Origin of the sequence: Saccharothrix lopnurensis, assembly GCF_042658445.1 — a bacterium.
Classification (GTDB): domain Bacteria; phylum Actinomycetota; class Actinomycetes; order Mycobacteriales; family Pseudonocardiaceae; genus Actinosynnema; species Actinosynnema lopnurensis.
Genome location: NZ_JBHSQO010000030.1, coordinates 1 through 19,324 on the forward strand (window position 1 = coordinate 1; position 19,324 = coordinate 19,324).

Here is a 19,324-nt window from a genome sequence, read left to right on the forward strand (position 1 = left end):
GGCAGCTTCACCGGCGGCATCACCATGCACAGCAAGGCCACCGGCACCCTCTCCCAGTGGCGCGACTGGACCACCCCCACCCTCACCGACGGCCCGACCACGACGACGACCACCACCGGCACGACGACCACCACCACGGACACGACCACGACCACTACGACGACGACCACGACGGGCAACCCGCCCGTGGGGGCCTGCGCGGCGTCGGTGTCGTTGAACCAGTGGACGGGTGGTTTCGTGGCCACGGTGCGGGTCACGGCGGGGGCGTCGCCGCTGACCGGTTGGACGGTGTCGATGCCCCTGCCGTCCGGTGCGAGCGTCACGAACTCGTGGAACTCCACCCGCAGCGGCACCACCGGCACGGTCCAGTTCTCCAACGTCAGCTTCAACGGCAACCTCGGTGCGGGTCAGTCGACCGAGTTCGGGTTCCAGGCGACCGGCAGCGGCGCGGGGATGACGCCCACCTGCTCCGCCTCGTAGTTCCCGTTTCCCCCGGGCCCGGCGGGGAGGCTGATCGCCTCCGCGCCGGGCCCGAGGGGTGCTCGGGGCAGGCTCGTCCGCACTGCCTGGCGCCTCGCCCGCACCGCCCACCGCATCGCCAGGCGCGGCGGCCGGTGGCGGTCCAGACCGATGGCGGGTTCCGGGCCGGTGGTGGCCCCGGGCCGGCGGCGGGTTCCGGACCGGTGGCGGTCCGGGCCGGTAGCGGGTCCGGTTCGCCCCCGTCCGAGGATGGGCGGCATGACGACGCACCCCGACACCAGGACCGTCCGCATCGGCGCGCCCGACCCGGGCGGCAGGCCCGTGGCCGTGCCGATCCACCAGACCTCGATCTTCGCCTTCGACGGGCCCGCCGACGTGGCGGACGCGATGAGCGGTCCGACGGGCGCCTTCTCCTACAGCGGCTACGCCAACCCCACGGTGCGGGCGTTGGAGGACGCCATGACCGGCCTGGAGGGCGGCGCGGCCGCGCTGGCGACGGGCTCGGGGTCGAGCGCGATGTCCTCGGTGCTGCTCGGGGCGCTGCGCCGGGGCGACCACGTCATCGCGCAGAGGGCCCTCTACGGCGGCACCTACTCCGTGCTGCGGGAGCTGTCCTCGAACTGGGGCGTGGAGGTCACCCACATCGACGCCGCCGACCCGGCGGAGCTGACCGCCGCGCTGCGGCCGACCTCGCGGGTGCTCGTCCTGGAGACCATCGCCAACCCGACGGGTCACGTGCCGGACCTGCCGGGGCTGCTGGGCGTGGCGCGGGGGGCGGGGCTGCTGGGGGTCGTGGACAACACGTTCGCCACCCCGCTGCTGTGCCGGCCGATCGAGCACGGCGCCGACGTGGTGGTGCACTCCGCGACCAAGTACCTGGGCGGTCACCACGACGTGGTGGGCGGGGTGGCCGTGTTCGCCGACGACGACCGCTACCGGCGGACGTGGGAGCAGGCGGTCAGGTTCGGCACGGTGGCGGACCCGTTCGGCGCGTGGCTGGTGCTGCGCGGGGTGAAGACGCTGGCGCTGCGGGTGCGCCGGCAGTGCGACACGGCGGGCCGGTTGGCGGCGCTGCTGGCGGAGCACCCGGCGGTGACCGCCGTGCACCACCCCGGCCTGCCGTCGCACCCGAGCCACGCGCGGGCGACCGCGCTGCTCGACGGGTACGGCGGCACGGCGGCGTTCGACCTGGCCGACCGGGAGGCGGCGCACGCGTTCCTGGGCGGGCTGCGGCTGGTGCTCAACGCGGGCTCGCTGGGCGGCACCGAGACGGTGGCCATGCACCCCGCCACCACCTCGCACCGCCACCTGGACGAGCGGGCGCTGGCGGCGGCGGGCATCGGTCCCGGCACGGTGCGGATCGCGTGCGGCATCGAGCACGCCGACGACCTGTGGGCGGACGTGGCGCAGGCGCTGGGGTGAACCGGGCCCCGGGTCACCCAGGCCCCGGGACCAGGCCCCGGGTGGACCGGCGCGGGGTCAACCAGGCCCCGGGACGAACCGGCACTGGGCCGAACGCCACTCCCGTCACCCGACCGGTGCCCCTGTGTAACCGGCGCGTCCGATCGGCCGATAGAGCCGGTGAGGACTGGGGGCAGGGCATGGAGGGACCGGGTACGAGGGCCGAACGCGACGAACGGGCGATGCGCTGGGTGCTGCTGGCGTTGTTGCTGGCGGGCGCCACGAACGCCGTGGTGGCCGTGGTCGACGGGGTGCTGTGGGCGTGGTGGGTGGCCGGGCTGTGCCTGTTCGGCGCGCTGCTGAGCGGGGTGGCGGGCGGCGGGGAGCCGGCCGGGGCGGGGCCGCGCGCGCCGGTGCGCCACGCGTGCGGCGAGGCCGACCGGCGGCCCGTGCGATAGCGCCGGAAAAGCGGTCGGTCCGCACCACGGCGCCGTGGTGCGGACCCCGACTGCCGGTGCGGGACGTTATTCCACGCGACCGCTGAACGGGTATCCGCTTTGTCCGGACGAGCCGGTCCGGGGCGCTCGCGGACGGGTCGTCCCGGGCGTTGTCGAGGGCGGCCCGAGCGGTACCGGACCGGATGAACGACGGCCTGTTCTCCCACGTCAACCGGTGTTCGCTACGGGTTGTCGGGAAAAAGCACTCCGATCATTACTCCGTTGTGCCAGAATTAGTCCGTTCGTGAGGGCAGGGGGCCCGCGAACTGACTCAGCGCAGTGAGCTGAGTCACTTGCACGGTGAGATGGATGATCATCAGGGGAGGAAGATCGCCATGTCCACGAGTACCGAAACCGAATTCCTGGGGGACGGCATCCCGAGCGACATCACCACGGTCCCGACCGTGGGGGACGGGCGCCCGGAGGAACAGCCGGGTCTGCCGGACGAGGGGCACACCCACGACGACGGGGACATGTCGCCCCTGTGCACGGGTGGCGGCTGCGTCCAGAAGACCGGCGTCTGACGCGTCAACGGTGATGGCGGAGCCCGCCGACCGTCTACCGGTCGGCGGGCTTTGCCCGCTCCTGTCTTGTGATGTCATAGGTGGGTGCCTGGCACCGCATCGCACGACGAGGCCGGAGTCGTCCGTGAAGCACGCGAACTCCACCGCAGGGGGGTGGACGCGTCGTGCTCCGGACGACATCGCGAGGCGGTGCGGCTGCTGCGCCGGGGATCGGCCCTGGCGAACTCGATCGACCCCGCCGACCCGGGCACCCGCGCCGAGTGGCTGGTGACCCGCATCCGGCTGCTGTCCACCCTCGCGGCGCTGACCGCGGAGGCCACCGGACCGACCGCGGGCCTCGCCGGGCTGGCACAGGTGCGGCAACTGGTCGAACACGTGGTGGACCCCCTGGAACGGGCGGAGCTGTGGGCCAGCGTCGAGCACAACCGCGGCCTGCTGCTGTTCAACGCGGGCTTCTTCGAGGACGCGCTGCTCGTCTTCGACTCCGCGCTGGAGCACGGCGAACGGCGGCTCGCGGCCGGTGACCCCGTGCCGGCCCTGGTCGAACCCGTCGTCAAGACGCTGTGGAGCAAGGGCGCCGCGCACACCAGGCTGGGCGCGATCGGCCCCGCCCGCCAGGTCCTCACCAGGGCCGTCACCCTCGCCACCGAGCACGGGCTGCTGTCCCGCGCCGCCGACGCCAGCCACGCCCTGGGCCTGCTGGACCTGCGGATCGGGGACGTGCCGGCGGCCCTGCGGCGCTACGAGCACAGCGAGCGCTCCTACCGCGAACAGGACTTCGACGTCCCGGTGCTGCTCAACATGCACCGGGCACAGGCGCTGATGGCCGCCGGCCTGGTCGACGAGGCCGGCAGCCAGCTCGACGGCGCGCTGCCCGCCCTGCGCGCCGAACGCGGCATCACCCGGAACCTGGCCGACGTGGAGCTGTACCGGGCCGTCGCCGCCTACATGACCGGCGACCTCGCCCTGGCCCGCGAGATGGCCTCCTCCGCGCGGCGGCGGATGCGCCGGTGGGGCTGCGAGACCTGCGTCGCCAACGCCACCCTCATCGGCCTGCGCGTGGACACCGTCCGGGCACTGCGCTCCGGCCGCGTCCATCGCTCCCTGCCCACCCGGGTCCTGGCCTTCGCCGACCGGCTGCCCGCACCCAGGCTCGCCGAGCAGGCCGCCCAGGCCCGGATGCTCGCCGCCCGCCTGGAGATCCGCCGCGGCGACGTCGACGCCGCGGCCGGCGTCCTCGAACGCGTCCCCCGGCCGGGCAAGCTCACCCCCATCGACCAACGGATGCTGCGCCGCCTGTGCCGGGCCGAACTCGCCGCCGCCCGCGGCGGACGGGCCGCCGCCCTCACCGAGATCCGCGCCGGCCTGGTCGACCTCGACCACGTCCGCAACCGCATGGGCGGCCTGGAACTGCTGTCCGGCACCGCGCTGCACGGCCGGGAACTGACCGAACTGGCCGTGCACCTCGTCCTCGACGGCGGCAACGCCCGCCAACTGTTCTCCTGGCTGGAGCGGACCCGCGCCCAGACCTACCGCTACGAACCGCTCACCCGCGTCGACGACCCCGAACTGGCCGAACGCATCGCCGAGGTCCGCGGCCTCGTGCAGTCCATCCACCAGGCCGAGCACCACGGCCACCCCACCGCCGCCCTGCGCAGCCGCCACGCCGAACGCCTGCGCGAGGCCAACCGCCTCGGCTGGCACACCGGCCGCTGGGGCAGGCCCCGCCCGGTCGCCGGCCTGGCCGAGGTCATGGCGCGACTCGGCGACCGCGCCCTGGTCAGCTACGCCTCCTCCGAGGACTCCCTGGTCGCCGTCGTCGTCGTCGACTCCGGCGTCCGCCTGGTCCGGCTCGGCTCGGCCGACGCCGCCGCGGAGAGCGCCCGGATGCTCAACGCCGACCTCAACGCCCTGGCACCCGACCACCTCCCCGACGCCCTCGTGCGGGTCATGACCGCGTCCGCGCGCAAACAGGCCGACCGCCTCGACGCCCAACTGGTGCGCCCGCTGGCCGAACTCATCGGCGGCCGCGAACTCGTCGTCGTGCCGACCGGGGCCCTGTACGCGGTGCCCTGGGGCGTGCTGCCCACGCTGCACGCCCGCCCCGCCGTGGTGGCCCCCTCCGCGACCGCCTGGCTGGCCGCCGACCGCGCCGAGAGCCACGCCGGGGAACGCGCCGAGGAGCGCACCGTCCTGGTCCGCGGCCCCGGCCTGCCCGCCGCCGTCGGCGAGATCGACAAACTGGGCGCGCACTACAGCACCGCCACCCTCATGTCCGGCGGAGGCGCCGCCGTCGCGGAGGTCCTCTCCGCCCTCGACGGCGCCGAGATCGCCCACCTCGCCGCCCACGGCGTCCACGAACCCGAGAACGCCCTGTTCTCCCGCCTCGAACTGAGCGACGGGCCCCTCTACGCCCACGAGATCACCGGCCTGGCCAAACCCCCGCGGCACGTGGTGCTGGCGGCCTGCGAACTCGCGCTCAACCGCATCCGACCCGGCGACGAACCACTGGGCTTCGCCAGCGCGCTGCTCGCCAGCGGCGCCCAGACCGTCATCGCCCCGCTGAGCCGGGTCGGCGACCAGGCGTGCGCCGCCGCCATGGACGACTACCACCGCCGCCTCGCCGCCGGGGCCCGCCCCGCCGTCGCCCTCGCCGACGCGATCGCGGTCGACCCGATGCGCCGCCCGTTCGTGTGCCTGGGCAGCGGCCGGGGCTGACCGACCACACCCGCGCCACCCACACCGCACCCACCCGCACCGCCGGACACCCCGCACCCGAACACCCCGGCACCGGACCTCACCCGATCCAGCGTTGCGCACCGCCACCACAGCGGGCTACCATGACCTCAATCCGTGGACGTTGGCCATGCCTCCCGCGGAACATCCCCAGGCGCGAGCCCACCACCCGTGGCGCACCGCCTTCACACCGGACCGTGCCCGCACGGACCACCTCTGTCCCGAAAGGACACCCACCCACCATGACCGCGACCCTGTCCCGGCCCGACACCACCACACCGTCCACTTCGGTCACCGGCGTGCTCGACACCACCGGCGACACCGCCCACCTCCGCACCCGCGGCTACCTGCCCGGCCCCGCCGACGTCCTCGTACCACGACCGCTCCTCGAACGGTTCGACCTGCGCCGCGGCGACCTCGTCACCGGCACCGCCACCCCACCCGCCGCACGCCGCGGCCACCCCCGCCTCACCCACGTCCACCGGCTCAACGACCTCCCACCCGGCCCCGACCGGCGCCCCGCCTTCACCGACCTCGTCCCGGTCCACCCCACCGAACGCCTCCGCCTGGAAACCACCCCCGAAGAACTCACCACCCGCGTCATCGACCTCGTCATGCCCGTCGGCAAAGGACAACGGGCACTCGTCGTCGCACCACCCAAAGCCGGCAAGACCTCCGTGCTCCGGGCCATCGCCCACGGCATCAGCCGCAACCACCCCGAATGCCACCTGCTCGTGGTCCTCGTCGGCGAACGCCCCGAAGAAGTCACCGACCTGCGCCGCACCACCCCCGGCGAAGTGATCGCCTCCACCTTCGACCGCTCCCCCGCCGACCACACCGCCATCGCCGAACTCGCCGTCGAACGCGCCAAAAGACTGGTCGAACAAGGCCGCGACGTCGTCGTCCTCCTCGACTCCCTCACCCGGCTCGGCCGCGCCTACAACCTCGCCGCCCCCACCTCCGGCCGCACCCTCTCCGGCGGCGTCGACCCCGGCGCCCTCCTGCCCCCCAAGCGCTTCCTCGGCGCCGCCCGCAACGTCGAAGGCGGCGGATCGCTCACCATCTTCGCCACCGCCCTCGTCGACACCGGCTCCGCCGGCGACACCCTCATCTTCGAGGAGTACAAGGCCACCGGCAACGCCGAGCTCAAACTCGACCGCAAACTCGCCGAACGACGCGTCTTCCCCGCCGTGGACGTCGAGCGGTCCGGCACCCGCCGCGACGAACTCCTCATGTCACCCCGGGAACTCGCCATCACCCACCGACTGCGCCGGGCCCTCGACGGCCGCGACGTCGACGTCCTCCTCGACAGCCTCCGCAAAACCCGCACCAACACCCAATTCCTCACCCAACTCGCCCACGGATGACCCCCGCGGCCCCTCTTCCGCAACGCCCACCGCGACCTCGACGCACCGCCGTCCACCAGGACGACGTCGCCGCCTTCGCCCGACAACCCCACCGAACCCGGGCCGCCGGCGCACCACCGACGGCCCGGACCACTCACAGGTGCCGCTCGATCTCCGCCAACTCCGCCTCGTCGAACGACAGGTTCGCCGTCGCCGCCACGTTGTCCTCCAACTGCCCCACGCTCGACGCACCCACCAACGCCGAGGTCACGCTCCGCAACACCCACGCGATCGCCATCTGCGCCAACGTCTGACCACGCCCCCGCGCGATCCCGTCCAACGCCCGCACCCGCGCCAACGTCGCCTCGTCCAGGTTCCCCGCGTTCAGGAACGGCGACGACCCCGCCGCCCGCGACCCCTCCGGGATGCCACCCAGGTACCGGTCCGTCAACACCCCCTGCGCCAACGGCGAGAACGCGATGCTGCCCACGCCCTCCTCCTCCAGCACGTCCAACAACCCGTCCTCGACCCACCGGTTCACCATCGAGTAAGACGGCTGGTGGATCAGCAGCGGCGTCCCCAGCTCGCGCAACACCCGCGCCGCCTCCCGCGTCTGCTCCGCCGAGTAGTTCGAGACCCCCACGTACAGCGCCTTGCCCGACCGCACGACGTGGTCCAACGCACCCATCGTCTCCTCGATCGGCGTGTCCGGGTCCGGCCGGTGGTGGTAGAAGACGTCCACGTGGTCCAGACCCAGGCGCTCCAACGACCGGTCCAGCGAACCCACCAGGTACTTGCGCGACCCCCACTCCCCGTACGGGCCCTCCCACATCAGGTAACCCGCCTTGGTCGACACCAGGACCTCGTCCCGGTACGGCCGGAAGTCCCGGGCGAAGATCCGACCGAAGTTCTCCTCGGCGCTGCCGGGCGGCGGACCGTAGTTGTTGGCCAGGTCGAAGTGGGTCACGCCCAGGTCGAACGCGCGGCGCAGGATCGCCCGCTGGCCGTCCAGGGCCTTGTCGTGGCCGAAGTTGTGCCACAGGCCCAGCGACACGGCGGGCAGCTTGAGCCCGCTGCGCCCGGACCGGCGGTAGGGCATGGCTTCGTACCGCGCTTCAGCGGCCAGGTAGGTCACGGTTCTCCCTCGTGATCACGGCGGTGGCGCCCGCCGTCGTCAGGTCGGTCAATCATGGTCCACCGAGGTGGTGGGTGCCGCCGGTGGAGTTCCGGACAGCTCAATTCGACTCGCCTGAAGTCGTAGGGGCCGACGTGGGAGAGGGAGCTGCCGGAGCTGCCGACGGGCTGGAGCGGGCACGTTCCACCGTTCGGCCCACCCGGACGGCCCGGAACTGCGGCACCCCGGAGCGCTGTGGCCGGTTGGTCTGGACCTCGCTCCTCCGGTCGAGTGGTTTCGGGCTCGTTCGGCGGCCCCGAGGCGTTACCTTGCCGGTGTGCAGCGGTTCGGGTGGCTCGTCGTCCTCGCGCTCCTCGCCGGTCTCGTCGCGCCCACCCCGGCGTCGGCGGCGGCGCGGGCGCCCGACCGGTGCGCGGCCGAACTGGACTGCACCGCGGCCGAGTTCGACCGGATGACCGCGGACGAGCGGCTGGAGTTCCTGCGCGCCCTCCAGCGCGGCCCGGCGGCCCTGCTGGGCGCGCCCGACCGGTGGCGCAACATCGAGGGCGTCATCGCGTTCTTCCGGGACCGCGGCCTGGCCGCGCCCGGCACCTGGGTGTCGCACGTGGACGCGGCCATCCTGGAGGGGATCGAACGCGGCGTCGCCCTCGCCCTCGGCCGCTCCCCGGACGGCTTCGGCAACCCCGGCTCGGCGCGCTGGGCCGCCTACCTGACCAGGCTGCACCGCGGCGAGCTGACCGCCCGCGACGCCCACGACCGGGCGTGGAGCGAGGCCGAGCAGGCGTCCACCGAGCACGGCGTCGCGATCGCCGAGGAGGTGCACGGCCTGCGGCCCACCGCGGTGGAGCGCCGCTTCTTCCTGTTCTCCGAGTTCTACCGGTGGACGCTGCGCAACCGGCCGGTGGCGCAGGACCTGCTGCTCTTCTACGGCGTGCTGGCGCACCCCGAGCTGGCGGTGCGGCGGGTGCCGTTCCTGGACTGGTTCACCGACGTGCGCGAGTCGACGCCCTCCTACAAGGGCTCCGAGATCGCCTACGCCTACGCCGGGCTCGACCCGATCTCCGGGGTCATCGGCACCGTGGAGCTGCTCCTGGTCTACCTGCCCGAGCTGTTCCGGGAGTTCCGGGGCGTCCGGTGACGGCCGCGCCTACGACCGGCGCTCCCCCAGCCGCACGACCACGACGCCGAGCAGGGTGAGCACGCCGCCGAGCAGCTGCACGGGGCGCGGCTGCTGGCCGAGCAGCAGCCAGGCGAAGACCAGGGCCATCAGCACCTCGGTCAGCGCCACGAACGACGCCAGGCGCGCGCCCAGGCGGCGGGTCGCCGCGATGCCCGCGACGTAGCCGAGGGCGGCGGTCACCACGCCGAGCAGCAGCACCGGCACCCACCAGGGCGTGGTGAAGCCGTCGAAGGCCACCGGTCGGGTGGTCGCGGTGAACGGGACCAGGCCGACCGCGCCCGCCAGCAGCAGCACCAGGCCGCCGAGCAGGAGGCCGCCCGCGGCGAGCGCGGTGCCCGGCAGGCCGTCCTCTTCCCGCGCCGACAGGACGAAGTAGACCGCCGCGCCGACCATCGCGCCCAGCGCCCACAGGATGCCGGGGACGTTCGCGGCGGCGCCCGAGAGCAGGTCGAGGACCAGCAGCAGGCCCAGCACGGCCAGCAGCGCGCCGAGCGCGGTCAGCCGGCCGGGGCGCTGCCGGTGCCGCAGCCAGAGCCACAGCACGACGGCGACCGGGGCGGTGTACTCGACCAGCAGCGCCACGCCGACGTCCATGCGCGCCACCGCGTTGAAGTAGGACAGCTGGCACCCGGCGACGGCGACCAGGCCGTACGCCACGACCACCGGCGCGTTGCGGCGCAGCAGGTGCCGCCGGCCGCGCAGCTGGACCAGCGCGGCCGGGACGAGCACGACCGCCGCCAGCAGCACGCGGACCGCCACCGCGGCCGCCGAGGACCAGCCCGCCTCCATCAGGCCCCGGCCCAGCGGTCCGGACAGGCCGAACGACGAGGCGGACACCACCGCCAGGCCGAGTCCGGGGCCCAGTCGTGCGCCCACCCGGCTGTCATGAGTCATCGTGGCCATGGCGCATGACGCTATGGACCGGCGCGGTAATCTGTCAACATGGTCTTCACCCATGACACGACCGCCTCCCTCCTCGCGGCGGTCGAGCTGGTGAACTCGGCGGTGGAGCCGGACACGTTGACCGGGCCGTGGCTCGACGCGTTCTACGCCAGGCACCGCTACACCGGGTCCCACGCCGGCGACGCGCGCGAGCTGGACGCGGTCCGCGACCTGCGGACCCTGCTGCGCAGGCTGCTGACCAGCGACCGGGACGCGGCGGTCGACCTGGTCAACGAGGTGCTGGCCGCGCACCGGGCGGTGCCGAGGCTGGTCCGGCACGACGGGCTCGACTACCACATCCACGTGGTGCACCCGGACACGCCGCTGGCCGACCGGATCGCCGCCGAGACCGCCATGGCGATGATCGACGTGATCCGGTCGGACGAGATGAGCAGGTTGTCGGTGTGCGCGGACGAGGCGTGCGACGGCCTCGTGCTCGACCTGTCGCGCAACCGCTCGCGCCGCTACTGCAGCACGACGTGCGGGAACCGGATCGCGGTGGCCGCCTACCGGGCCAGGAGGAGGTAGGGCTCGGGGCCGGCGCTGTCGCGAGCGCAGGTCGGCGGGAGTTCGCCGGCCGGCGGGAGGTGCCGCTCCCGGAAGTCGCCGGCCGGCGGGAGCGCCCGCTCAGCGGGAGTTCGCGGCTGCCGCGGTCTCCTCCAGCCAGCGCTCGTCCAGCGGCGAGCCGGGGAACCGGGCCAGCCGGCGCAGCGGGATGGCCCGCACCATCCGACCCGCCTCCGGGTCGGTGAGCATGGCGTCGGTGCCCGTACCGGCGACGACCTCGCGCAACCGCCCCGCCGCCCACGGGTGGGCCAACCACTGCTCGGCGGTCGAGTCGGCGGACAGCGGCGGGACCACCGCCTCACCGGGCAGCTCCAGCACCGCGCGCAGGCGGAGGTCGCGGGACGACGCGCCCACCTCGACCGCGAAGGCGCCGGGCTCGACGACCCAGCGGCGCAACGCGGTGTGCCAGCAGGCGAAGGCCCGGGAGTCCAGCGCCAGGTCCACGCGGGCCGACTCCCCCGGCGCGAGGTCGACCTTCGCGAACGCCTTCAGCTCCCGCTCCGGCCGGAACACCGAGGACTCCGGGTCCGCCACGTACAGCTGGACGACCTCCGCGCCGCGGCGCTCGCCGGTGTTGGTGACGGTCAGCGACACCCGCGCGGTGTTCCCCTCCGCCTCCACCTCCAGGTCGCGGTAGTCGAACGAGGTGTAGGACAGGCCGTGGCCGAACGGGTAGGCCACCGGGAGCGCGTGCGCGTCGTACCAGCGGTAGCCGATGAGCAGGCCCTCGCCGTAGCGGACCACGTCGTGCTCGCCGGGGAAGTTGCCCACGGTCGGGTTGTCCGCCAGGGCGACAGGGACGGTCTCCGCGAGCTTGCCGGACGGGTTCACCGCGCCCAGCAGCAGGTCCGCGACCGCGCCGCCGCCCGCCTGGCCCGGCAGCCACACCTCCAGCAGGGCGTCGGCGTGGTGCTGCCAGGCCGCGACCTCCACCACCCCGCCGTTCGACAGCACCACCACGACCCGCTCGGCGGCGCCCGCCACCGCCTCCAGCACGGCGACCTGCTCCGGCGGCAGGCCCAGGTGGGTGCGGTCGTAGCCCTCGGACTCCCACTCGTCCGGCAGGCCGAGGAAGACCACGGCGACCGCGCCCCGGGCGGTCGCCACCGCCTCGTCCAGCAGGGCGGCGGCGTCACCGGAGCCGTCCGGGGTGAAGCCCGGGGCGAACCGGACCCCGCGCCCGGCGCGGGCCCGGAGCGCGGTCAGGGCGTCCTCCACGCGGGTGGGCGTGACCTTGGACGAGCCGCCGCCCTGGAAGCGCGGCGTGCGGGCGAACTCCCCGATCACCGCGAGCGGCACGTCACCGGCCGGGTCGAGCGGCAGCACGCCGTCGTTCTTCAGCAGCACCGCGGACGCCGCCGCGGCCTCGCGCGCCAGCGCGTGGTGCGCCTCCTCGTCGTAGGACTGCCCCGGGCCGAGGGCGGGTCGCGCCTTGGCGACCAGCTCCAGGACGCGCGCCGCGGCGCGGTCCACGTCGGCCTCGTCGAGCGTCCCGGCGTCGAGGGCGGCCAGCACCGCGTCCCGGCCGACCCCGCCCGACGACGGCATCTCCAGGTCGAGCCCGGCGGCCAGGGCCTCGTCCCGGTCGTAGACGGCGCCCCAGTCGGAGACCACCACGCCGTCGAAGCCCCACTCGTCGCGCAGCACCTCGGTGAGCAGCCAGCGGTGTTGGGAGGCGAACTCGCCGTTCACCCGGTTGTAGGCGCACATGACCGTCCAGGGGCGGGCCCCGGTCACCACGCGCTCGAACGCGGGCAGGTAGATCTCGCGCAGCGTCCGCTCGTCCACCTCCGCGGACACCGACATGCGCGCGGTCTCCTGGTTGTTGGCCGCGAAGTGCTTCACCGAGGTGCCGACACCCCGGCTCTGCACCCCGTGCACCAGGGCCGCGCCCAGCTCGCCCGCCAGCAGCGGGTCCTCGGAGAGGTACTCGAAGTTCCGCCCGCACAGCGGCGACCGCTTCATGTTCACGCCCGGCCCGAGCACGACCGAGACGCCCAGCGCCCGCGCCTCCGCCCCCAGCGCCTCACCGAGGCGCCGCAGCAGGTCGACGTCCCACGAGCAGGCGGTGGCCGCCGCGACCGGGTAGGCCACCGACGGGGTCGCGCCGAGCAGCCCGAGGTGGTCGGCGTCCTCGGGTTGGCTGCGCAGGCCGTGCGGCCCGTCCGACAGCACGACCCGCCCGACGCCCAACCTCGGCACGGCCCGCGTGCGCCAGAAGTCGGACCCGTCGAGCAGGTCCACCTTCTCCTCGCGGGTCAGCGCGGCGAGCAGGGCCGGGACGTCGTCGAGCGGGGCCGAGGGGGCGCTGTCGTTCACCTTCCAACGACTACCACGCGCCCGTGCGACCCGCGCGGCCGAAGACACCCGTCCGGCTCACGGTCGGGTGAGGCAGCGCAGGGCGATGTGGGCCACGGGGAGGTACGGGAGGACGACCGGCGCCGGACCGCGCACGGTCACCCAGGTGCTCCCGTCCGGCTCGACGCCGTGGCGCAGGGCCAGCCGCAGCGGGCCCAGGCGGGCGCGCCAGGCCCAGGTGCGGGCGGCGTCGTCGACCTCGGTGACGGTGAAGCGCACGCGCACCCCGAGCGGGCCGCGCACCCGGCCGGTGACGCCGGGCGCGAGGCGCGGCGCCGACGGCTCGACGCCGGTGATCTGCGGCGCCCACTCCGGCCAGCGGTGGATGTGGGCGTACCGCTCCCAGACCACCTCGGCGGGGGCCCGGCCCGGGGCTCGCGTGCTGACTTCCACGGCCGCCATGGTCGCCGACGCGGGGCGGGAGCGCCCGGCGAGCCGCACAGCCGCACCCGACCGCACCGGCCACGTCACCCCACCGGCCGGCGCACCCCACCGGCCAACCCACCTCACCGGCCACCCACCTCACCGGCCACCACCCCGCCACCACCGGCTCAGCCGCCGCGCCCCGTCGCCCCCAACACGATCCGCACCCCGTGCCGCAGCGACGTCAACCGCTCCACGGCGGGCGGCACGTCGACCTCCTCCCACCCGGCCCCGGCCACCGCCACCACCGCGTCGAAGCGGGTCACCAACCCGTCCAGCGGCACCCCACGGGCCAGGTCGGCGCGGTGCGCCCAGACCACCACGGTGGCCGGGCGGAGCTTGTCCACCGCGGCGAGCAGCGCACCGGCCGGGAGGCGGGCCCCCAGGTTGCGCCACGTCGAGTCGCACTCGGACAGCGCCGCGCCCAGCGCCTCCAGCGGCAGGGTGTGCTGCTCGTCCGGCGCGCACGCCAGCAGTGCGGCCAGCCTGCCCTCCTCGGCCGGCAGCGGCACGCCGCGCAGGACGTGCAGGATCGCGGCGCTGGTGACGTGCTCGACCTCCACGCCCCGGCCGAGCGCGACGGCCCGACCGCCCAGTTCGACGAGGATCGGCATGAAGACGTGCTGCCAGGCGTCGACCACGCCGTGCTCGGCGACGAGCTTGGCGGCCAGGTCCCGCATCAGCGGTTCGTCGAGGCGGTTCGCCGCCGACAGGAAGCCGCGCCGCGCCGTGCGGGCCTCCGCCTCGCCGAGCGCCGGGCGCGGGTCCGCGGCCGGGGCCGGGGCCGGTTCGCCCAGCACGACCCGGGCCGCGGCGGCCGGGGCCAGGCCCCTGGCGGTCAGCGCGACCATGCGGCGCAGCCGCTCGACGTCCTCCGGGGTGTAACGGCGGTGGTGGCCGCTGGTCCGGGCGGACGGCCCGAGGTCGTACCGGCGGTGCCACGTGCGCAGCGTCGTGGGCGAGATGCCGAGCATCCCGGCCAGCGCCCCCGGCGTCATCCCGCTGCCCTGCTCGACCATCACCCTCCGACCGCGGCGCCCGCCACCGGGCGCAGTCTCGACACCGAACACCCGGGGCCGTCCTCGGTGGACGGTCGCGCTCCTCGGCTCAGGCCCTCCTGTGCCGCTGTGCGATCAGCGTGCGCAGCTCGCTCTCGCCGAGCCCGCCCCAGATGCCGTAGGTCTCCTCCACCGCCAGGGCGTGCTCACGGCACTTCCTCATCACCGGGCAGCGGTGGCACACCTCCTTCGCGCGTTCCTCCCGGCTCCGCCGGGCCGAGCCGCGCTCGTTGGGCGTGTGGAAGAACAGGGTGCTGTCCATGCCGCGGCAGAGACCTCGCAGCTGCCAGTCCCAGGACTCCGCGACCGGCTCGGGCAGTCGTGACAGTTCGGGCATGTGACCACGTCCTCCTCCAGGCGTCCCCGTGACCACCCTACCCTAAATTCGATTCAAAAACGTTGCAACTCGACGCGCCGGAGGCACCCGTTCGGGCGAGGGGGACGATCGTCGGAGTCCAGGGCACCGGGGCGCGGGGCCGCGACCCCACCAGTGCTCGCGCGTTCAGCGGGTCGGTCCCACCCGCGAACCGCTCACCGGTCGTGACGACGGGCGGGCCGGTCCGCCAGGAACCTGGACACCGCCGTGCCCAGGACGCGGATGCCCGCCGTCGAGCGCGGGTCGAGGCCCGCCAGCTCCCGGACCCGCCGCAGCCGGTAGTCCAGGGTGCGCGGGTGCACGCCGAGGGAGGCGGCCGTGCGCGAACGGCTCATGTCGTTGCGGTAGTAGCACTCCAGCGTCCCGACCAGCTCCGGCCCGGCGGCCAGGCGCGCCGCGACGTGGCGCAGCCAGCGGTCCAGCTCGGGCAGTTCCGCCACGCCGACCTCGATCGCCACGTCGGCCAGTGTGGGCACGTGGTCGGGCACGGCCAGGGGGCGCGCCACCCGGCTGATCCGGCGCGCCAGCTCGACCGCCTCGCCGAGCGCGGCCGGCGGGCCGGCCGCGGCGCCGGCCGCGCACGCGCACCCGGTGATCTCCGCGACCGCCCTGGACACCGCGGCGGCCCGCCCGTCCGGGCCCGGCGCCAGGAAGGCGACCAGCTCGGCCCCGCCCGGCCAGGTGGCGGGCACGCGGTGGTGCCGCCACAGCGCGTCGAGGACGTCCTCGCGCCGGGCCGCGGCCACCTCGCCGGGCACGGCCACCCCACCGGGCACGACCACCCGGCCAGGCCCGACCGCCCCGCCAGGCCCGACCACCGGGTCACCCGGCTCGCGCAGGACCCGCACGGCGACCACGAGGTACCGCTCGGGCACGGCGAGGCCGGCGGTCCGCGCGTGGTCGAGGGCCACCGGGTCCCCGGCCACCAGCAGGTCCGCGAGCCGCCGCACCCGCCCCGCCGACGAGATCAGCTCCTGCTGCCCGGCCAGCAGCCCCGCGGTGTACGCGCGCTGGACGGGCGGGGTGCGCGCGGCGAGCCAGGACAGCATCCGCATGGCGTCACCGAGGTCGTGCGGGCCGCACGCCTCGTGGACCTCCCGCAGCGTCGCCGTGGCGTGCAGCGCCAGCACCTGGTCGTGGACCGCGCGGGACAGGCCCCTGCGGCCCCGTTCCTCGCCCATGGCGGTCACCACGGCCAGGTCCGCCCCGGTCATCGGCTCGTCGGCGGCGACGCAGGCGAGGGTGCGGCGGCGGATGTGGACGGCGAACTCCACCATCCGGTCGCGGTCGGCGGGGGTGGTCGCGGTCGCCCGGTACTCGGGCAGCGCGTCGACGCAGAGGGCCACGACGCGCTCGCCGTTGTCGCCGGCACGCCTACGCAGGGCGTCGAAGAGGTCTCCCACGGTGCTCCGTCAGGTGTAGGCGCCGGCCAGCGCCCGGGTCACGGCCGTGCTCAGCACCAGGACGCCGCGCGCCGAGACGGGGTCGAGGCCGGTGAGGCGGTGGACCCGGTGGAGGCGGTAGTCCAGGGTGCGGGGGTGCACGGCCAGCGCGGCGGCGGTCCGGGCGCGGTGCAGGTCGTTGCGGTAGAACGCGTCCAGGGTGGCGATCAGGTCGGGGCCGTCCGCGAGCCGGCGCGCCGTCTCGCCCAGCCACCGGTCGACCGGCGGCACCGCCGCCGCGCCCAGCTCGGCGAACAGGTCGGCCCGGTAGCGCACCGCGTCGGCGCGGTGGTCGGGTGGCGCGACCAGGCCGACCTGCCGCGCCTCCTCCAGCGCGGCGGCCGGCCCGGCCGCCGCGCCCCGGGCCGCGCCGACCGCGCACGGCACCCCGACCCGGTGGACGAAGTCCCGCACCACCTCGCGGGTCCGCTCCTCGGCCCGCGCCGGCTCGTCCGCCCCGACCAGCGCCACGAACTCGCCCGGTTCCTCCCAGCACACCGGGAGCCAGTGGTGGGCCAGCAGGTCGGTCAGGAGGTCGGCCCGCCCGGCGGGGTCGGGCACCGGTCCGGGCATCCGCGCCACCGCGACCACGACGTGCTCGTGCCGGGGCATCGCCAGCCCGGCGGCCACGTCGTCGGCGAAGGCGTCCCCGGCCAGCAGCAGCTGGGCCAGCGACCGCACGCGGTCCACCACCGGCCGCAGCGCCTCCTGGCCGCGCAGGTAGCCCCGCGTGTAAGCCGCCTGCGCCACCGCCCCCTGGTCGGGCAGCCAGCGCAGGGCGCGCATCACCTCGATCACGTCCACCGGGGTGGCGGCCTCGTGCACCTCGCGGAGGGTGAGCGAGGTGTGCAGCGCGAGGACGCGGCGCTGCGCGACCGGGGACACCCCCGCCGCGCCGCGCTCCCGGCCGACCGCCACCACCACGTCGAGGTCGTCCTCCCCGAACGGCCTGTCCTCGGCGGCGAGCGCGACCGTCCGCTCCCGGAGGAAGAACGCGAAATCCAGCAGTTCGGCCCGCGACCGGGCATCAGTCGACATCAGGTGGAAATCGGGCAGTTCCCGGACGTAGGCGTCCACCGCGCGCCTGCTGTGCCTGGCGACCATCCCCCGCCAGCGGGCGAACAAATCCCCCATGCGCCCCGACCTTCCCCCGTCTCCGCCGGCCGAAGCAGGGTCGCGCCGGACCGCTCGGAACGGGTACCGCCTAACGGGGGGCAAACCCGGTCGGCGCACCGGGCGCGCGGAGCGGGAGAGGTGGAATCGATCCACCACGGACGAAGTCCACGCCCGCGAGAAAAGAGACGGGAAAGCAGCGCCGGGGGATCACCGGAGTCCACCGGGACACGAACCCGCAATGCCGCCGGGGACGCGCGCGGCCTCCCCCTCGGCCGCACTCCGCCGGAACTCCCGCCCCTGACCAGTGGCCGGCGGCGCGCGCCGGAACCACCGGTCGGTCCACCGCGCTTCCCGCCCATCGCCCGAACGGTTGAGCCCCAACGGGTGTTCATCGCTCCACCGAACACGCTGAGCGAGAGGTTTCACCTGCGTGACAAAAACGAACAATCATTTTGTAGGCAGGTTGACGAAATCTGCTGAGGACGAAATCAATGCTTGCCCAACAGGTTCGGGGAAACGTACATTACTGACGGGTACACCAGCGATCCCGCCGCCGCTGCCGTATTTTCCCGCACAGTCTCGACGAGGAGATCAGCATGCTGAAACTCAATGCCACTTCGCGCAGGGTTCTCGGTGGTTTCGCGACGGCCGCCGCGGTCGCCGGCACCATCCTGACCGCCGGAGCGGGCGTGGGCCAGGCGGCGACCGCGTCGCTGACGCTCGTCTACAACTGCCCGTTCCCGCTGATCGGGTCGCAGGACATGAGCGTCAGGATCGACGTGGCCAACCTGCCGGCGTCCGCGACGGTCGGCACGCCGATCCCGGCGACCAACGTGACCGCCACCGCGACCGTGCCCGCGGCCGCGACCCTGGGTCTGGCGCTGGTCGGCGCCAAGACCGTGGAGGGCACGGCGAAGGCGCAGACCACCGTGAACAACGCGGGCACCGCCATCGCGGTCACGCCGAACCTGGTCGTGGCCAAGACGAACGTGCCGTCGTCCGGCGCGTTCAACACGGTCGCGACCGGCAGCACGCCGCCCCTCACCCTCACCAAGGCCGGGCTGACGACCATCTCGATCGGGAACTTCAGCACCACCCTGACCCCGCGCAAGGCCGACGGCTCGACCACGGGCCTGGGCACCTTCACCTCCAACTGCACGCTCAAGTCGGGCCAGGTGACCAAGCTCTACGAGTTCACCGTCTCGTAGTCCGCTCCCCCCGGTGGGCCGTCCCTTCGCGGGGCGGCCCACCGGCGTGTCCGGGGCCCGCTTACCGTGGGCCGGTGCTCAGCATCCAGGAACGCCTCTACCCCGAGCTGCCGTGCTTCGGCTGCGGCCACGCCAACCCCCGCGGGTTGCGGCTGCGCAGCCACCCGGGCGAGGACGGCGTGGTGACCGCCGCCTTCACCCCGTGGCCCGAGCACGACAACGGGCTGGGCTTCCTCAACGGCGGGATCATCGGCACCGTGCTCGACTGCCACAGCGCCGCGGCCGTGATGCTGGAGGCGGACCGGCGGGGCTGGCCGCCGCTCGGGGACGCACCCCTGTCCTACGTGACCGCCGGGCTGGACGTGCGCTACCTGCGGCCGTCGCCGCTGCACGAGCCGGTGGAGCTGCGGGCCGCGGTGCGCGAGGCGTCGGAGGCGGAGATGACCGTCGACGTCTCCCTGGTGTGGGACGGCAAGACCCGCGCCGAGGCGGTCGCGCTGTGGAAGCGCTGGCGCCCGCGACCCGCGGGCTGAGC

Annotated in this window: 17 protein-coding genes and 1 pseudogene; 10 read left to right on the plus strand and 8 right to left on the minus strand. The window is 74.6% G+C overall.

Translation table 11 applies throughout. The annotated features are described in order from the left end of the window. The 6 genes and pseudogenes from ACFP3R_RS24870 to rho all read left to right on the plus strand — a co-directional run. On the plus strand, positions 1-480 hold a 480-nt coding region (locus ACFP3R_RS24870), incomplete at its 5' end, for a cellulose binding domain-containing protein (protein WP_380638811.1). 258 nt (positions 481-738) lie between these two features. Beyond that, entirely contained in the window at positions 739-1,902 is a 1,164-nt protein-coding gene (locus ACFP3R_RS24875; protein ID WP_380638812.1) for a trans-sulfuration enzyme family protein, read from the plus strand. 179 nt (positions 1,903-2,081) lie between these two features. After that, entirely contained in the window at positions 2,082-2,339 is a 258-nt protein-coding gene (locus ACFP3R_RS24880) for a hypothetical protein (protein ID WP_380638814.1), read from the plus strand. Positions 2,340-2,713: 374 nt separating this feature from the next. Then, entirely contained in the window at positions 2,714-2,902 is a 189-nt protein-coding gene (locus ACFP3R_RS24885; RefSeq protein ID WP_380638816.1) for a hypothetical protein, read from the plus strand. A gap of 153 nt (positions 2,903-3,055) precedes the next feature. Continuing rightward, entirely contained in the window at positions 3,056-5,620 is a 2,565-nt protein-coding gene (locus ACFP3R_RS24890; RefSeq protein WP_380638818.1) for a CHAT domain-containing protein, read from the plus strand. Between the two features lie 308 nt (positions 5,621-5,928). Continuing rightward, positions 5,929-7,005: pseudogene (rho, locus tag ACFP3R_RS24895) on the plus strand (transcription termination factor Rho); the annotation flags it as partial. A 133-nt stretch (positions 7,006-7,138) separates the two neighbouring features. Here rho and mgrA read toward each other — a convergent pair. Next, positions 7,139-8,119, minus strand: coding sequence for an L-glyceraldehyde 3-phosphate reductase (mgrA, locus tag ACFP3R_RS24900; protein WP_380638822.1), 981 nt, complete (start codon positions 8,117-8,119; stop codon positions 7,139-7,141). 316 nt (positions 8,120-8,435) lie between these two features. On the opposite strand from mgrA, the gene ACFP3R_RS24905 reads away from it, so the two are divergent. Beyond that, a complete protein-coding gene (locus tag ACFP3R_RS24905) occupies positions 8,436-9,257 on the plus strand; it encodes a hypothetical protein (RefSeq protein ID WP_380638824.1) in 822 nt (273 codons plus the stop codon). Positions 9,258-9,266: 9 nt separating this feature from the next. Here ACFP3R_RS24905 and ACFP3R_RS24910 read toward each other — a convergent pair whose 3' ends face one another. Further along, entirely contained in the window at positions 9,267-10,202 is a 936-nt protein-coding gene (locus ACFP3R_RS24910; RefSeq protein ID WP_380638826.1) for an EamA family transporter, read from the minus strand. A 39-nt stretch (positions 10,203-10,241) separates the two neighbouring features. Here ACFP3R_RS24910 and ACFP3R_RS24915 point away from each other — a divergent pair, with 39 nt between their 5' ends. Continuing rightward, positions 10,242-10,769 carry a CGNR zinc finger domain-containing protein gene (locus tag ACFP3R_RS24915; protein ID WP_380638828.1) on the plus strand — a complete coding sequence of 176 codons (528 nt, stop codon included), beginning with the start codon at positions 10,242-10,244 and terminating at the stop codon, positions 10,767-10,769. A gap of 99 nt (positions 10,770-10,868) precedes the next feature. Here the strand turns inward: ACFP3R_RS24915 and ACFP3R_RS24920 are convergent, their stop codons facing one another. The 6 genes from ACFP3R_RS24920 to ACFP3R_RS24945 form a co-directional block, all read right to left on the minus strand. Further along, positions 10,869-13,127, minus strand: coding sequence for a glycoside hydrolase family 3 C-terminal domain-containing protein (locus tag ACFP3R_RS24920; protein ID WP_380638830.1), 2,259 nt, complete (start codon positions 13,125-13,127; stop codon positions 10,869-10,871). Positions 13,128-13,184: 57 nt separating this feature from the next. Further along, positions 13,185-13,559: an SRPBCC family protein gene (locus ACFP3R_RS24925; protein WP_380638832.1), complete on the minus strand. Its 375-nt coding sequence runs from the start codon at positions 13,557-13,559 to the stop codon at positions 13,185-13,187. A 158-nt stretch (positions 13,560-13,717) separates the two neighbouring features. Then, positions 13,718-14,608 carry a MerR family transcriptional regulator gene (locus ACFP3R_RS24930; RefSeq protein WP_380638937.1) on the minus strand — a complete coding sequence of 297 codons (891 nt, stop codon included), beginning with the start codon at positions 14,606-14,608 and terminating at the stop codon, positions 13,718-13,720. Positions 14,609-14,696: 88 nt separating this feature from the next. Further along, positions 14,697-14,984, minus strand: a complete 288-nt coding sequence (locus ACFP3R_RS24935) for a WhiB family transcriptional regulator (protein ID WP_380638834.1) — start codon at positions 14,982-14,984, stop codon at positions 14,697-14,699. A 194-nt stretch (positions 14,985-15,178) separates the two neighbouring features. Further along, positions 15,179-16,426, minus strand: coding sequence for a PucR family transcriptional regulator (locus ACFP3R_RS24940; protein WP_380638836.1), 1,248 nt, complete (start codon positions 16,424-16,426; stop codon positions 15,179-15,181). 9 nt (positions 16,427-16,435) lie between these two features. Continuing rightward, the gene (locus ACFP3R_RS24945; RefSeq protein ID WP_380638838.1) at positions 16,436-17,599 is read right to left on the minus strand and encodes a helix-turn-helix domain-containing protein; all 1,164 of its coding nucleotides are present in this window, start codon (positions 17,597-17,599) and stop codon (positions 16,436-16,438) included. A 578-nt stretch (positions 17,600-18,177) separates the two neighbouring features. Here ACFP3R_RS24945 and ACFP3R_RS24950 point away from each other — a divergent pair. Continuing rightward, positions 18,178-18,789, plus strand: a complete 612-nt coding sequence (locus tag ACFP3R_RS24950) for a DUF6801 domain-containing protein (protein ID WP_380638840.1) — start codon at positions 18,178-18,180, stop codon at positions 18,787-18,789. A gap of 74 nt (positions 18,790-18,863) precedes the next feature. Beyond that, positions 18,864-19,322 carry a PaaI family thioesterase gene (locus tag ACFP3R_RS24955; protein WP_380638842.1) on the plus strand — a complete coding sequence of 153 codons (459 nt, stop codon included), beginning with the start codon at positions 18,864-18,866 and terminating at the stop codon, positions 19,320-19,322. Positions 19,323-19,324: the final 2 nt, after the last annotated feature.

What these genes read in the sequence shown, in the direction of transcription:
- ACFP3R_RS24875 (WP_380638812.1), top strand. Translation starts at nt 739, where the DNA reads ATGACGACGCACCCCGACACCAGGACCGTCCGCATCGGCGCGCCCGAC.
- ACFP3R_RS24880 (WP_380638814.1), top strand. Translation starts at nt 2,082, where the DNA reads ATGGAGGGACCGGGTACGAGGGCCGAACGCGACGAACGGGCGATGCGC.
- ACFP3R_RS24885 (WP_380638816.1), top strand. Translation starts at nt 2,714, where the DNA reads ATGTCCACGAGTACCGAAACCGAATTCCTGGGGGACGGCATCCCGAGC.
- ACFP3R_RS24910 (WP_380638826.1), bottom strand. Translation starts at nt 10,202, where the DNA reads ATGGCCACGATGACTCATGACAGCCGGGTGGGCGCACGACTGGGCCCC.
- ACFP3R_RS24915 (WP_380638828.1), top strand. Translation starts at nt 10,242, where the DNA reads ATGGTCTTCACCCATGACACGACCGCCTCCCTCCTCGCGGCGGTCGAG.
- ACFP3R_RS24930 (WP_380638937.1), bottom strand. Translation starts at nt 14,608, where the DNA reads ATGGTCGAGCAGGGCAGCGGGATGACGCCGGGGGCGCTGGCCGGGATG.
- ACFP3R_RS24935 (WP_380638834.1), bottom strand. Translation starts at nt 14,984, where the DNA reads ATGCCCGAACTGTCACGACTGCCCGAGCCGGTCGCGGAGTCCTGGGAC.
- ACFP3R_RS24945 (WP_380638838.1), bottom strand. Translation starts at nt 17,599, where the DNA reads ATGGGGGATTTGTTCGCCCGCTGGCGGGGGATGGTCGCCAGGCACAGC.
- ACFP3R_RS24950 (WP_380638840.1), top strand. Translation starts at nt 18,178, where the DNA reads ATGCTGAAACTCAATGCCACTTCGCGCAGGGTTCTCGGTGGTTTCGCG.